This is a genomic window from Sphingomonas populi (genome assembly GCF_004208535.1).
GTDB lineage: Bacteria > Pseudomonadota > Alphaproteobacteria > Sphingomonadales > Sphingomonadaceae > Sphingomonas > Sphingomonas populi.
Genome location: NZ_SGIS01000019.1, coordinates 1 through 14,459 on the forward strand (window position 1 = coordinate 1; position 14,459 = coordinate 14,459).

At 65.3% G+C, this 14,459-nt stretch carries 14 protein-coding genes; 7 read left to right on the plus strand and 7 right to left on the minus strand.

Features of this window, described 5'->3' with window-relative positions; all coding sequences use genetic code 11:
* Nucleotides 1–89 precede the first annotated feature (89 nt).
* From EWE75_RS13095 to EWE75_RS13105, 3 genes are all read left to right on the plus strand, one after another.
* Entirely contained in the window at nt 90–554 is a 465-nt protein-coding gene (locus EWE75_RS13095; RefSeq protein ID WP_130158180.1) for a ComF family protein, read from the plus strand.
* Between the two features lie 5 nt (nt 555–559).
* A complete protein-coding gene (locus tag EWE75_RS13100; RefSeq protein WP_130158182.1) occupies nt 560–1,111 on the plus strand; it encodes a hypothetical protein in 552 nt (183 codons plus the stop codon).
* Nucleotides 1,112–1,182: 71 nt separating this feature from the next.
* Nucleotides 1,183–1,407 carry an antitoxin MazE-like protein gene (locus EWE75_RS13105; protein WP_130158184.1) on the plus strand — a complete coding sequence of 75 codons (225 nt, stop codon included), beginning with the start codon at nt 1,183–1,185 and terminating at the stop codon, nt 1,405–1,407.
* A gap of 21 nt (nt 1,408–1,428) precedes the next feature.
* Here EWE75_RS13105 and moaC read toward each other — a convergent pair whose 3' ends face one another.
* From moaC to EWE75_RS13125, 4 genes are all read right to left on the minus strand, one after another.
* Nucleotides 1,429–1,905 carry a cyclic pyranopterin monophosphate synthase MoaC gene (gene moaC, locus EWE75_RS13110; RefSeq protein ID WP_130158186.1) on the minus strand — a complete coding sequence of 159 codons (477 nt, stop codon included), beginning with the start codon at nt 1,903–1,905 and terminating at the stop codon, nt 1,429–1,431.
* Between the two features lie 193 nt (nt 1,906–2,098).
* The gene (trpC, locus tag EWE75_RS13115; RefSeq protein WP_130158188.1) at nt 2,099–2,884 is read right to left on the minus strand and encodes an indole-3-glycerol phosphate synthase TrpC; all 786 of its coding nucleotides are present in this window, start codon (nt 2,882–2,884) and stop codon (nt 2,099–2,101) included.
* A complete protein-coding gene (gene trpD / locus EWE75_RS13120) occupies nt 2,881–3,876 on the minus strand; it encodes an anthranilate phosphoribosyltransferase (RefSeq protein ID WP_130158190.1) in 996 nt (331 codons plus the stop codon). The genes trpC and trpD overlap by 4 nt, the downstream gene beginning before the upstream one ends.
* A complete protein-coding gene (locus tag EWE75_RS13125) occupies nt 3,873–4,544 on the minus strand; it encodes an anthranilate synthase component II (protein WP_130158192.1) in 672 nt (223 codons plus the stop codon). The genes trpD and EWE75_RS13125 overlap by 4 nt, the downstream gene beginning before the upstream one ends.
* Before the next feature lie 135 nt (nt 4,545–4,679).
* Here EWE75_RS13125 and EWE75_RS25305 point away from each other — a divergent pair, with 135 nt between their 5' ends.
* Nucleotides 4,680–5,219, plus strand: a complete 540-nt coding sequence (locus tag EWE75_RS25305) for a hypothetical protein (RefSeq protein WP_206364763.1) — start codon at nt 4,680–4,682, stop codon at nt 5,217–5,219.
* 156 nt (nt 5,220–5,375) lie between these two features.
* The gene (locus tag EWE75_RS13135; protein ID WP_165388374.1) at nt 5,376–6,545 is read left to right on the plus strand and encodes an ABC transporter permease; all 1,170 of its coding nucleotides are present in this window, start codon (nt 5,376–5,378) and stop codon (nt 6,543–6,545) included.
* 144 nt (nt 6,546–6,689) lie between these two features.
* On the opposite strand, the gene EWE75_RS13140 is transcribed toward EWE75_RS13135, so the two are convergent.
* Nucleotides 6,690–8,210, minus strand: coding sequence for an anthranilate synthase component I family protein (locus EWE75_RS13140; RefSeq protein WP_130158196.1), 1,521 nt, complete (start codon nt 8,208–8,210; stop codon nt 6,690–6,692).
* A complete protein-coding gene (locus tag EWE75_RS13145; protein ID WP_130158198.1) occupies nt 8,200–10,155 on the minus strand; it encodes a peptidylprolyl isomerase in 1,956 nt (651 codons plus the stop codon). Before EWE75_RS13145 ends, EWE75_RS13140 begins: the two co-directional genes overlap by 11 nt.
* Nucleotides 10,156–10,289: 134 nt before the next feature.
* On the opposite strand from EWE75_RS13145, the gene tpiA reads away from it, so the two are divergent.
* Nucleotides 10,290–11,039 (plus strand): triose-phosphate isomerase, encoded by a 750-nt coding sequence (tpiA, locus tag EWE75_RS13150; RefSeq protein WP_130158200.1) that lies wholly within the window; start codon nt 10,290–10,292, stop codon nt 11,037–11,039.
* Nucleotides 11,040–11,089: 50 nt separating this feature from the next.
* Here the strand turns inward: tpiA and EWE75_RS13155 are convergent, their stop codons facing one another.
* On the minus strand, nt 11,090–12,154 hold the full coding sequence (locus EWE75_RS13155; protein WP_130158202.1) for an aromatic ring-hydroxylating oxygenase subunit alpha: 1,065 nt from the start codon (nt 12,152–12,154) through the stop codon (nt 11,090–11,092).
* Nucleotides 12,155–12,332: 178 nt separating this feature from the next.
* On the opposite strand from EWE75_RS13155, the gene EWE75_RS13160 reads away from it, so the two are divergent.
* Nucleotides 12,333–14,459 (plus strand): TonB-dependent siderophore receptor, encoded by a 2,127-nt coding sequence (locus EWE75_RS13160; RefSeq protein ID WP_206364764.1) that lies wholly within the window; start codon nt 12,333–12,335, stop codon nt 14,457–14,459.

The following is a 14,459-nucleotide window of genomic DNA, read 5'->3' on the forward strand; positions in this document are numbered from 1 at the left end:
TCCTATGACGACATCGTCGACCATTGCTGCGACGCCTGGAACAAGCTGGTCGACCAGCCCTGGAAGATCATGTCTATCGGCCTGCGTGATTGGGCTCGCGAGTTCTGATCAGTGAATCTTGGTATAAGGGCGACTTTAATCAGGTCGATCCGTTGGCGCAGGCCATACACGATCACATCATACCCGTGCTTGGCCAATTCGCGATGGTCATTCCAATGCCGGCGACGAAGCCACGCGCTCGTCAGCCGGTCCACGCGCTAACCGGAAAACTGAGCAAGCTGACCGAAACCTTTTACGCAGATGGATTGTTGCTCAAAAATCCGCCGATGTCCGGCGCACCGGAGATCAAGAACTTGGGTTCGAAGGAGGAGAAAGTGGCGGCACTCGAAGAGCGCTTTTACCTGAACGAAGCCTTCATAACCAATAACGGGAAATGGGGTGCGCTCCTGATCGATGACAAGTATGATACAGGCGCGTCCCTGGAGGCGGCTTGCTCGATTCTGCGCACATATGCGAAGATTGGAGAGATTTTTGTGGCGACTTGCTCATGGTAACAGAGATGGAAACGGTCTTCATTTCAGGCTCGATCGCGATCAGTCGGCTCGACGAACGCGTGAAGGATCGGATTTCGAAAGCAGTTGAGGCCGGCTTGAGCGTGGCTGTCGGTGATGCCGACGGTGCGGACACATCAATTCAACAGCATCTGGCCAGCATCAACGCCGAGCACGTGACGGTTTATTGCAGTGGTGATCGACCGCGCAACAATGTTGGAGATTGGACGGTCGAGAATGTCTATCCCGACGCCGAGCCAGGAACGCGAGCCTATTTTACGGCCAAAGACCTCAAGATGGCGGCGGCTGCAAATTACGGCCTGATGATTTGGGACACCAAAAGCACGGGCACGTTGAGCAACGTGTTTGAGCTTTTGAAAGACAAGAAAACATCGGTGGTATTCGTTAACAAGGCCAAGACGTTTGTGAACGTCAAGGACGGTCAAGCGCTCGAATCGCTGCTGGAGAATATGTCCGATGTTGCGAAAGCGAAGGCCGAAAAAAAAATAGGGTTGGCCTCGAAGATTGCCGCTCTGAAGCAGCCGCAGTTCTCGCTTTAATAGGCGTTGTTTCGCGCGTTCACTGCGAGATGCATGCGCTACATGTAACATTAGACTAAAACGGCCAAGTCATGCTAATTTTTTTCGGTAAACCGGGCCGCAAGCGCCGTGATGCGTTGCGCGCGGTCGGTTTGCCGCCGATCCAGATTTTGTTGCCCGATATGCACCACGCCCGTTTTGCCGAGGAATGCCGGCGACAGGCACTGATCGTCGCAGCAGCCGATGCTGCCGATCACAATCTTTGGGCTTTCCTAAACGACGTGCTGGCCGATGTGGGCGCGGCAGGCAAAGTGTGACGTGAGACGATCCCGCCAGCGCTAACCCGTAGGGGCGATCGACTCGCCCGACTTGCCACCCCTCTTCTCCAGCAGCCGGACGCCGGTGATGACCATCGCTTTGTCGATCGCCTTGGCCATGTCGTAGATCGTCAGCAGCGCGACGCTGGCGGCGGTGAGCGCTTCCATTTCGACGCCGGTCTTGCCCTCGGTCGCGGCGGTGGCGGTGACGGTGACGCCCTCGGCGTCGGGGGCGAGATCGATCGCGACCCGGGTGAGCGGCAGCGGGTGGCAGAGCGGGATGAGGTCGCTGGTGCGTTTGGCGGCCATGATGCCGGCGATGCGCGCGACGGCGAGGACATCGCCTTTCAGCGCGGTGCCGTGGCGGATCGCGTCGGCGGCGGCGGCGGACATGGTGATGCGGCCGGTGGCGATCGCTTGCCGCGCGGTGACGGGCTTGCCGCCGACATCGACCATGTGCGCGGCGCCGGTTTCGTCGAGGTGAGTCAGATCTGGCATTCTACTCCCCTCACCTGAAAGGGAGGGCGTTTCGGGTCGGTCATGCCCCCGGCATGACCTGAACAGCGCGGGGCGCTGTTCACCCGAAACTGGGGTGGGTTGGTTCGGGGTGATCGCAGCGGTCCCACGCGGGCCGACCCACCCCTCGGTCCGCTCCCTTTCAGGGAGGGGAAGGCGGGTGTGGCGGCGCCGCTCATCCCACCATCGCGCGCGTTGCCGCCTCTACATCGTCCTGCCGCATCAGCGCTTCGCCGATCAGGAAGCAGGAGATGCCGTGCTCCGCCATCGCGTCGAGATCGGCGCGGGTGGTGAGGCCGCTTTCGGCGACGAAGGTGCAGTCCTTGGGCGCCTTCGACACCAGTTCGTAGGTGCGCGCGAAATCGACGGTGAAATCGCGCAAGTTGCGGTTGTTGACGCCGATCAGCCGCGACTTGAGCTTCATCGCGCGCTCCATCTCCTTGGCGTCGTGAACCTCGACCAGCACATCCATGCCGCATTCGATCGCGCTCGCCTCGATCTCGGCGAGGAGGCCATCGTCGAGCGCGGCCATGATGAGCAGGATGCAATCGGCCCCTAACCCGCGCGATTCGGGCGCCTGCCACGGATCGATCATGAAATCCTTGCGGAGCGCTGGCAGCGTGCAGGCGTCGCGCGCGGCGGTGAGATACGCGTCGGAGCCCTGGAACCATTGCTCGTCGGTCAGCACCGAGAGGCAGGCGGCGCCGCCGGCCTGATAGGCGATGGCGTGCGCGGGGGGATCGAAATCCGCGCGGATCAGGCCCTTCGACGGGCTGGCCTTCTTGATCTCGGCGATCAGCGCGTGGCCGGTCTTCGCCTTGGCATCGAGCGCGGCGCGGAAGCCGCGCGGCTTGGTGCGCAGCGCGATGCGTTCGTCGAGTTCGGCGAGCGAGGTGGTCGCCTTGCGCGCGGCGACATCGGCGCGTTTGGTTTCGAGGATACGGTCGAGCACATCGGTCATCGGTAAGCGATCCATCTGTCGAGCAGCGCGGCGGCGCGGCCATCGTCGAGCGCGGCGGCGGCGGTGTCCGCGCCTTCGCTCAGGGTGTCGGCGGTGCCGGCCACGATCAGCGCGGCGGCGGCGTTGAGGAGGACGGCGTCGCGGTAGGGTCCGCGTTCACCGTCGAGCAGCGCGCGCAGGGCGTGCGCGTTGTGCGCGGCGTCGCCGCCGCGGATCGCGCTGAGCGGGTGGCGCGGCAGGCCGGCATCCTCGGGCGTGATGCGCTCGGCGATATTGGGGATGCCGAGCGCGACGACGACGCTCGGGCCGGCGCAGGAGAGTTCGTCGAGCGAGTCCTCGCCGGCGACGACCAAAGCCGCCTCGGTGCCGAGCTCGGCGAGCGCGGCGGCGTAGGTGGCGGCGTAATCGGGGCGGGCGATGCCGATGAGCTGGCGCGTCACCCGCGCCGGGCTGGCGAGCGGCCCCATCAGGTTGAAGATCGTGCGACGGCCGATCGCGCGGCGGATCGGGGTGATCCGCTTCATCGCGGGGTGGTGGCTGGCGGCGAACAGGAAGGCGATGCCGATGTCGGCGAGGCTGCCTTCCGCATCGCGCGCGGCGCGGTCGAGATCGAGGCCGAGCATTTCGAGCGTGTCGGCGGCGCCGGCCTTGGACGAGGCGGCGCGGTTGCCGTGCTTGGCGACGGGCACGCCGCATGCTGCAACGACGATCGACACGGCGGTCGAGACGTTGAGCGTGTGGTGGCCATCGCCGCCGGTGCCGCACACGTCGATCGCGCCGTGGGGGGCTTCGATCGCGATCATGCGTTCGCGCAGTGCGCGGGCGGCGGCGGCGATCTCGATGCTGGTCTCGCCGCGCTCGGCCAGGCCGGTGAGGAAGGCGGCGATCTCGGCATCAGGCGCGGTGCCGTCGAGGATCGCGGCGAACGCCTCGCCCGCCGTTTCGCGCGACAGCGGCGAGGCGGTGTCGGGCAGCAGCGCGATGACCGTCAAATCCCCCTCCCGCTGGCGGGAGGGGCTAGGGGAGGGGGTGTCCGCACGAGCGGCGGTTGTGGGGAGGACAGGCCCTCCCCCAAGCGGGAGGGGAGTTTGGTTGTGATCCCCGCCAGCCGCACGAAATTGGCGAGCAGCGCGTGGCCGTGTTCGGTGGCGATGCTCTCGGGGTGGAACTGGACGCCGTGGATGGGGAGCGTCGCGTGGCGCACGCCCATCACCGAGCCATCGTCGGCGCGCGCGTTGACGATCAAGTCAGGCGGCAGATCCTCGACGATCAGCGAGTGGTAGCGGGTGGCGGTGAAGGGCGAGGGCAGGCCCTCGAACAGCCCGGTGCCGTCGTGGGTGACGGGCGAGGTCTTGCCGTGCATCAGCCCGCCGCGCACGACGCTGCCGCCGAAATGCTGGCCGATCGCCTGATGGCCAAGGCACACGCCCATCAGCGGCTTGCCCGCTTCCGCGCAGGCGGCGACGAGATCGAGGCTGATGCCGGCCTCGGTCGGCGTCTTGGGGCCGGGCGAGATGAGGAAGCCTTGCGCGTTGCTCGCGACCGCGTCTTGCGCGGAAAGGGCGTCGTTGCGGACCACCTTCACCTCCGCGCCAAGCTCCATCAGATAATGGACGAGGTTCCAGGTGAAGCTGTCATAATTGTCGATGACGAGGATCATGATCTTCGCCATAGCCATTGTGGCCGACAGCGCAACCGCGCCCCGATTCCGCCGCCTTTTCGGCCGGCTCGCGCTGCAATAAGGAGCCATTCGGGTGACCCGGGCGTTCGGCTTGCCCCAAGGAGATTCAAGACGATGGTTCGCGCCCTGTTTTTCGCCGCCGCGCTCAGCCTGCCGATGACGGCGATCGCCCAGACTCAGCAAACCACGCCTCCGCAGGCCACCCCAACGCCGGCCGCGACATCGGGCGACACGATCACCGCGGCGGACGTGGCGGGCAAGGATTTCGCCGAGCAGGACCATGCCGGCGTCGCCGAACAGGCCGAGTCGGGCCAGCCGGTCAGGCGCATCCGCAACATCGCGATCACCGGCACGGCGCCATGCCCGAAGGCGAGCTCGCCCGACGAAGTCGTGGTCTGCTCGCGCATCGACGAGCCGTATCGCATCCCCAAGCCGCTACGCGACAAGAAGCCGATCCCCGCGCAGAACCAGAGCTGGGTCAACCGGACCGCGTCGATGGATCAGGTCGGCCGGGAGGCTGGCGGATTGCCCGATACGTGCTCGCCGGTCGGGTCGGGCGGGCAGACCGGCTGCAGCGCGCAGTGGCTGCGCCAATGGACCGCCGAGCGCCAGGCGAAGCGCAACGGCCAGTCGGTCGACCCGACCGCACCCTGAGCCGGCCAAACACAGCTATTGAGATGCTTTACGTTTGCCTGACAGCCGTCATTGGCTACGGATAGAGCACGCTGCTTCGGATCGGGGGTGAGATTGCCTAATACATACGAGAGGCTCCTCATCTCAAGGTTTCTGATTCCCGGCGCTGGCGGGCGTTTGGCACTTCTGATTGCTGCCATAGGGTTCGCCGGTGTCACTATCGGCGTCGCTTCACTGGTATTGGTCGTCAGCTTCATGAACGGCGCGGAGGCGCGGCTTGCTGGTCAGATCGCCTCCGCAGACGGCCATATTTTTGTCAGTGGCTCCCGGCTCGGGATTAAGCATCCCGCACAGTTAGAGCGAGCGCTTGCCAAGATCGACGGCGTGGAGGCGGCAACGGCATCCCTCAATGGCGTTGGCCTGATTGGGGTCAATGGAAGGGTCTTCTCCGCTAATCTGCAAGGTTTCACGCCGTCCAGTATGGCAAAAAGCCCCATCTTCCGGGGTAAAGCAGCGATGCTTATCGGCACAGCGCCTGATCGACCCGGGACTCTTGCCCTTGGCAGCGATTTGGCGACACGCCTCGGTGTTGTCGTTGGCGAGCATGCCGCTATTTCTACAATACGAAATGACAATGGAGAGATTGGGCTGGTCAACTATGATTTTATCGTTTCCAGCATAGTTCGTACAGACGATTTGTCTTTCGACGGCCAGCGGGCAATCATGCCGGTTGATGACCTTCGCCGTATTCTTAACAGTGCAACTTCAGCCACCAAGGTTAGCGTAAGGCTCAAAAAACCAGCCGAGCAGAATGCGGTACTCGGCCATATACGGCATCAGCTTGCGGCGGGTTATACCTTTGCGACGTGGCAGAGCATGAACACCGCATTGTTTTCCGCTTTAGCGCAAGAAAAGCTGGCGATGACCGTGATAATATCGATGGTTACGCTCATCGCTCTTTCAAATATCCTATCCTCAATGGTCATGCTTGTCCGTTACAAATCGCGTGAAATCGCAATATTGAGAACGATGGGGATGTCCAAAAAATCGGTGATAAAGGTTTTTGTTGGCGTTGGAGCCATTATCGGACTTGCCGGAGAGGTCGCTGGGTTGGGCGTAGGATTGGGCCTGAAAGCGGCCAAAGACCCGATCGCCCAAGCGGTTCGCACGCAACTGTCGCATCCACCAATGGAATTAGACGTGCTGCTTTCCTTACCGCTCGCCATCACTGGCACCGAGATTGCGTGGATTGTTGCGCTGGTTTCTGGCGGGGTTTTTCTCAGCACCCTTTACCCGGCAATTCGAGCATCGGCCATCGATCCGGCTACTGTGTTGAGGTACACCTGACCGCGCGTGGTTGAATGGCGCCATTCTACAGGCGGCGGCTCAAAAACCCCCGGCCCGTTTAAGCCAACGACGTCACATAGCGCTGCGCGGCTCGCCTGATGGCGTGCCGATCCGGCGCGCTGCATTCCCGTTAGGACGCCTCGGCTATTGCCCGAACCCCGGCGCTCCCGCCCGTGCCACCGCTTCGCGTGCCGCCGCGAGCAGCGCGCCCGCCTTGGCTTCGCATTCGCGCTGTTCGTAGTCGGGGTTCGAATCGGCGACGATGCCGGCGCCGGACTGGACGTGCATGACGCCGTCCTTCACGACAGCGGTGCGTAGCACGATGCACGAATCCATCGATCCGTCGGGCGAGAAATAGCCGACGCCGCCGGCATATGGCCCGCGTACCACGCCTTCCAATTCGGCGATGATCTCGCAGGCGCGGACCTTGGGCGCGCCGCTGACGGTGCCGGCGGGGAAGCCGGCGAACAGCGCGTCGAGCGCGTCGCTGTCTTCCGCGAGCGTGCCGACCACGTTCGAGACGATGTGCATGACGTGGCTGTAGAATTCGGTGGTGTAGCTCGCCGTCACCTGCACGCTGCCCGCTGTCGCGACACGGCCGACGTCGTTGCGGCCGAGATCAAGCAGCATCAGATGTTCGGCGCGCTCCTTGGGATCGGCGAGCAGGCTGGTGCGGTTGGCTTCGTCTTCCGCCGCCGTCTTTCCGCGCGGGCGGGTGCCCGCGATCGGGCGGATCGTCACTTCGCCGTCGCGCACGCGCACGAGGATTTCGGGCGAGGAGCCGCTGAGCGAGAAGCCCGGCAGATCGAGATGATAGAGGAAGGGCGAGGGGTTGACCCGGCGGAGCGAGCGATACAGCTCGAACGGCGGCAGCGGGAAGGGCGCGGTGAAGCGCTGTGCGAGCACGACCTGAAAGATGTCGCCGGCGACGATATAGTCGCGCGCCTTCTCCACCATCTCGGCGTAGCGGCCGGCGGGCAAAGTCGGGGTGAGCGCGATCTCGGGCAGATCGGTGGCGCGGACCGGCGCGGGCAGCGGCGTCGCGGCGAGTCGCGCGGCGACCGCGTCGATCCGCTCGGCGGCCTCCACGACGATCGCGTGCGGATCGCGCGCCGCGTCGGGCCAGACCGGGGCCACGAAGAACAAGGCGTCGGCGAGCCGGTCGAAGATCAAGATCACGGTCGGGCGCACGAAGATCATGTCGGGCAGGCCGAGCGGATCGACATCCGGGCGCGGCAGCGTCTCGACCAGCCCGATCGTCTCATAGCCGAAATAGCCGACCAGACAGGCGAGCGCGCGCGGCAGCTCGGCGGGCACGTCCATCCGGCATGAGGCGACGAGATCGCGCAAGGCGGCGAGCGTCGGCTTGGGCGCGGGTGCGAAGGCGTCGCGGTCGGTCAGCCAGCGCGGGTTGATCTCCGCCGACTGGCCGTTCGCGCGGAACACGAGATCGGGCGCGAGGCCGATCAGGCTGTGCCGCCCGCGCGTCTCGCCGCCCTCGACCGATTCGAGCAGGAAGTCGCCACGGCCCGGCTCGATCAGCCGTAGTGCGGCGGCGACCGGGGTCTCGGTGTCGGCGATCTGCCGCTGCCACAGCAAGGCCGGGCGGCCGGCGGCGAGCGCCGCGACCGCTGCCGCCGTTACGCCATCACGTTCAGGGCTGATCGGTCGTCTCCTGTCCGGTCAGCGCCGCCTTGAGCTTCGCGAGCGCGGCGGCGTCGGTCTTGACGCCGACGCTGCCGCGCACCGCCTTGACGAACTGCTGGATATATTCGCCGCCGGTCGCCTTGCCGATATCGGCCTGGGTCGCCGCGACGATATCGGGACGACCGCGCGCATCGCCCTTGTCGATCCGGTCGAGCCACAGCACGAACCAGCCAGCATTGTTGGGCGCGGCGATGATCTTGGCGGTGTGCGGCGCCATGCTGAACAGCAAGGCGAGCGGGGCGGGCACGCCGCCGGCGTTGGCGGTGAGCTCGGCGCGGGTCTTGTCGAGCGGCTGGACCGGGGGCAGCTTGACGCCGGTCGCGGCGACCGCCTGTGCGATCGGCGTGCCCTTGTTGGCGGCGTCCATCACCTTCTTGGCGACATCGCGTGCGGCCTTGGCGGCGCGCTCCATCGTGAAATCGCGCGTGACCGCGTCACGGATTTCGGCGAGCGGCGGCGGTGCCGATGGGAGCACCTTGGCGGTGGAGATCACCGCGAAGCTGTCGGCATCGACCGGCACGAGCTGGGGCGTGTCGCCGGGCTGGTTGGCGAAGCCGGCATCGACGATCGCCTTCGCGGCCGGCGGCAGCTTGGCATCGGGATGCGCGGGATCGGCGCCGCTCGCCAGCACTGGCGGCGAAACCTGTGCGGTGAGCTTCTGTTGGCTCACAAGCTGATCGAAGGTGGCGCGGTTCGAGATCGCATCGTCGAGCGCGTCGTGGATTTTCCGTAGCTGGTCGTTCTTCTTCTGCGTGGTGAGCTGCTCGGTGAGCTGCGGCTTGGCCTGCGCGAGCGGGATCTCGCCGCGATCGTCGATGCTCTCGACGCGGCCGACGACATAGCCGAGCGTGCCCTTGACCGGGCCGATCACGCTGCCCTTGGCGGCGGCGAACACGGCATCGGCGAAGGCGGGCGAGGTCTGCGCGGCGATCGCGCTCTTCTCCAGCGCGGTCATCGTCGCGGGTTCGAGCCCGGCGGCGCGCGCGGCAGCGTCGATCGGGGTGCCGGCCTTGATCTTGGCGGCGAGCGCGTTGGCGCTGGCGGCATCGCCGACGATCACGCGGACGACGGTGCGGCGCTGGACTGCGCGGAAGTTGGCGATCTGCGCCTGATACGCCTTGGCGATCTCGGCATCGCTGACCGTGACCGGGGTGGTCAGCGCCTTGCCCGAGACGGTCGCGTAGCGAATCACGCGGCGCTCGGCGAGGCTGTAGCGCGCGGCGTTGGTTTTGTAGAACGCGGCGAGCTGGGCATCGGTCGGCGCGGGGCCGGTGGCGAGCGCGGCGGCGGGGATCATTGCGATCTGCGCGTGGCGCTTTTCGAGCAGCAACCCGGCATAGGTCTGCGCGAGCGACTTGGCCACCTGCGGCGTGTCCGCCTGAAGCGGCGTGACGAGCAACTGGGCGATCATGCCCTGCTTCATGTCGGCGCGAAGCGCGGCGTCGGTCTGATGCGCCTGCTTGAGCGCGCGGTTATAGGCGTCCTGGCTGAACTTGCCGTCGGGGCCTTGCAGCGACGGGATGCTGGCGATGCGGCCATCGACCAGCCGGTCGCTGACGAACATGCCCTGCTTGTGGCCGAACCGCTCCAGCGCGATCGTGTCGATCATGCGGTTGAGCGTGCCGTCGACGCCGCCGCCCGCGACATATTGCGCCATGTCGAGCGTCGGGTTCTGCTGGCGATACCCTTCGAGCTCACGCTGCGCGCGGGCACGGATGTCGTTCGCGCCGATCTTGGTGCCGTCCACGGTCGCGAGCGAATCGCCCGATCCGGTCGTGCCGCTGCCGCCGGTGAGGCCGGTGATGTCGGTCAGCCCGAACATCAGGGCGATGACGATCAGCCCCCCGAGGGTGACGACGACGCCGACCTTCGAGTTGATGATCCGGCGAAAGAAACTGAGCATAAAGCGGACGGGCCGATCTGTTGAAGGCGAATTAACGGGTCGCTTTAAGCGGGGCGGGCGAGCGCTTCAAGCTTGTGTGGTGGCGCAGGCTTGTTATCGCAGCGCAACAAAACCCAAAAAGGGAGACACTGGGGATGACGAGACGCAAGCTGATTGCAGGCAATTGGAAAATGAACGGCGATCTCGCCGCGCTCGCCGAGATCGACGCGATCGCGGCGGCGGCGGAGGCGTACCGACAGGTCGACGTCGCGATCGGCGTGCCGGCGACGCTGATCGCGCCGGCGGCGGCGCGGGTGCCGGGGTTCGCGATCGGCGCGGAGGATGTCCACCCGGAGGATAGCGGTGCGTTTACCGGCTGCGTTTCCGCCGGGATGGTGCGCGAGGCGGGGGCGAGCTTCGCGATCGTCGGGCACAGCGAACGCCGCGGCGGCTACGCTGAAACCGACGCCGAGGTGAAGGGCAAGGCCGAGGCGCTGCTGCGGCATGGGCTGAACGGCATCCTGTGCATCGGCGAAACGGCGGAACAGCGCGATGCGGGCGATGCGGTTGCGGTGGTGACCGGGCAGTTGCGCGGATCTATGCCTTTGGGGGCGGGGTCTGGCTGGCTGTCGATCGCCTATGAACCGATCTGGGCGATCGGCACCGGGCGCACGCCGACCGTCGCGGATGCGGCTGCGATCCACGGCGCTATCCGCGCGACTCTGGTCGAGCTGCTCGGCGCGGACGCACAGGCGATGCGGATTTTGTATGGCGGATCGGTGACGGGGGATAATGCCGCCGCGTTGCTTTCCGCTGGTGATGTCGATGGCGCGCTGGTCGGCGGTGCGAGCCTGACGGCGGCGAAGTTCGTGCCGATCATCGTGGCGGCGGCTGGGTTGGGGTAACTTCGACGCCTACCCGTTCGTGCTGAGCTTGGCTCGGCACGAACGGCGTTTTACGACGTGAAAAACCGGCTCAGCCCCATGTCGCGGAGCAGGCGGCGGTACGCGAGCGAACTCATGTCGGCGGGGATGTGTGCTTCCATCATCGGATCGAGCGGCAGTTCCTCGGGCATCTGCGCCTCGACGATCGCCTTGTCCTCGTGGAAGACGCGCAGGTTGAAGTCGTAGACGTCCTGCACGGGCAGGTCGGTATCGAAATTGCGCGCGATCGGCGCGAACATCCGCGTCACCTTGGCCGAGACCGGCGAGGCGAGGTTGACCACCACCAGCCGGTCCGCGCCGGGGAAGTGGATTTCGAGCGAGGCCGAGAACGGCACATGGCAGCGGAAATGGCGCAGCCAGCGGAAATCGGGCACGCCGCGCCCGTTCACGCCGATCGGATAATTGCCGACGGTGCTCCAATATTCGGCCTCGAAGCCATAGTCGGTGGTGCGCGTTTTGTAGGCGGGGACTTCGGCGTTGTTGGCATCGCCGAACGTGTCGGTGTGGACGAAGGCGAAATGCGCGACGTCGAGGAAGCCCTCCATCTGGCGCCCGGCGAAGCCGTGGATGTCGATCCACGGGCAGACGATCTGCTGGTAGCCGGCCTCGTCCCAATGCGGCACGTCGAGGATGTCGCCCGGCTCCGGTAGCGTGCCTGGCGCGGCGGTGAGGCAGGTCCAGATCAGCCCGTAGCGTTCGACATGCGGGTAGGTCTTGAGGTGCATTCGGTCGGGGATGCCCTTGGCGGGGTGCGCGGGCACATGCACACAACGCCCGCCCGCGCCGAACCTGAGGCCGTGATAGGCGCAGACCACGCCGCCGCCGGTCTGCGTGCCCATGCTGAGCGGCACGCCGCGATGCGGGCAGATATCGGGCGCGACGACGATCTCGCCGTCGGCGCGGTAGATGACGAGCGGCTGATCGAGCAACTTGGTGCCGAGCGGCGCATCGCCGATCTCGCGGACGAGCGCGACCGGATACCAATGTTGCGCGAGGATCGCCCAGTCGGTCGGATCGAAGGTGCAGTTGCGCGGCAGGGCCGGCCCCTCGGGAGTAAAGATCGCGGCGGTCGCCATTGGGGGCCTCATCGAAAGCGGATGGGCGGGGGATGCCGGGCTTAAGGCGCGCGATCAAACGCAATGATTTTCACGGCGCGTTGCGAAAATGAGCGCGGCAACATTTCGTCACGCTTTTCGATATTGACTCGCAATAGCGTATCTTTACTTGCCCGGCGCTCACATTGGGGGACGTTGGATGCGCGTACACGCTTTGGGTTTGGTTTCGTCTTTGCTGGTCTCGGTCGCGGTGATCGCCACGCCACTCACCGCGCATGCGGCCGAGGACGACGACACGAGCGCGGCCAAGCCTGTACCATCCGACATCGTCGTGACCGGCGTGCAGTCCGGCGAAGGCCAGGCCGAGGTCGCGCAGGGCGGCGCGCTCGGCACGCGGTCGCTGCTGGATACGCCGTTCTCGGTCACGATCGTCGACCGTGACGATATCGACAAGCGGCAGGCGACCACGATCGGCCAGATCTTCATCAACGATCCGTCGGTCTTCTCGTTCGCGACGGCGGGCACGACGAACTGGTGGGGCACGCAGATTCGCGGGCTGGGCGTGCGCAATTACTATATCGATGACGTGCCGCTGCTGCTCTACTGGGGCGGCGATTTTCCATTGGAATCGGTAGAGCGGGTCGAGGCGCTGAAGGGGCTCAGCGGCTTCATGTACGGCTTCGGATCGCCCGGCGGGGCGATCAGCTACCGCACCAAGCGCCCGACGCCGTCACCGTTACTGACGACCGAGATCGGCTGGCGATCGAACAGCGATGTCTATGGCCGCCTCGATGCCGGCGGCCCGCTGACGCAGGACGGGCGGCTCGGATATCGGCTCAATCTTTCGGGGGAAAAGGGCAACGTCTACAACGGCGCGAGCGTCGAGCGCTTCGTCGGCTCGCTGGCGCTTGAATATGCGATTACGCCCGACGTGAAATGGTATGCGACCGCGACCTATGAGGACAGCACGCTGCGCCACGAGCCGTTCCAGATCTACTGGAGCGCGTATCAGGACACGGTGCTGCCCAAGCCGACCTATGATTACGACAAGCTCAACATCGCCAACAGCTCCTACCGCACGCGGACGCTGGCGACCGCGACCGGGCTGGACTGGCAGTTCGCGCCGCAATGGTCCGCGCGATTGACCTATGGCTATACGAGCAAGCTGCATCATTCGAACAAGATGTTCGTGAATCTTCTCGACCGGACGGGCGATTACGAGGGCTATGCCTATAATTTCGCCGAGTGGGACAGAAACCACTTCGCGCAGGCGATGATTCAGGGCGAGTTTCGCACCGGCCCGGTTCGTCACGAGATCGTCGCCGGGGCGTCATTGATGTTGAACGATGCCGATTTCGGCCTGAACGACGGCTATCATTGGGGCAATGACTTCAACGGCAACATCTATCGCGACCAGCCCTTCCGGGTGACGCGCGATATTTCCTGGAGCACCGACGGCTCGCCGTCGCGCGAACGGCAGAGCGCGGTGTTCGCCAGCGACACGCTTCATCTCGGCGAGCACATTCAGGCGGTGCTGGGTGCGCGCTATACGACGTACCGGCTGCTCGATACCGATGGGAATGCCGCCACCAACAGCGGCTATCGTACCTCGGCGGTGACGCCGACGTTCGCGCTGATCTACAAGCCAACGGCCTATGCCTCGCTCTACGCGAGCTATGTGGAGGGGATGGAGCCGGGCAGCCGGGTCGGCGCCACCTATGCCAATGTCGGCGAGGTTCTGAAGGCGACCGTCAGCAAACAGTATGAAGCCGGCGTGAAGTACGAACATGGCGGATTGAGCCTTGCCGGTGCGGCTTTCCGCATCGAGCGCGCCGCGACGATCGACCGGCTGACCGATGGCAAACGCTTTTTGTCGCAGGATGGCCTCACCGTCTATCAGGGCGTGGAAGCCAGCGCGGCTTACGACGTGAGCCGGACGCTCCGGGTCGGCCTTGGCGCGATCCACCTCGATCCGCGCATCCGCCGCGTCTCACCCGATAATGCCGATCTCGCCGGTAACATTCCCGGGCAGGCGGCGCGGTGGCAGGTGACCGCCAATGCCGATTACAGTTTCGCGGCGGTGCCGGGGCTGAGCGTGCATGGCAATTTCCGCTATTTCGGCAAGGCGCCGACCGACGATACCGACCGGCTGTATATTCCGGGTCGCACGCTCGCGAATTTTGGTCTGCAATATGCGACCGTGATCGGCGGGCAGAACGTTCTGCTGACGGGGAACGTCAACAATCTCTTCGACAAGAAGTACTGGGGGCTTGGCAATATCGGCGAAGGCCGGAACGGCGCGCTGGCGGTGAAAATCGCCTGGTGA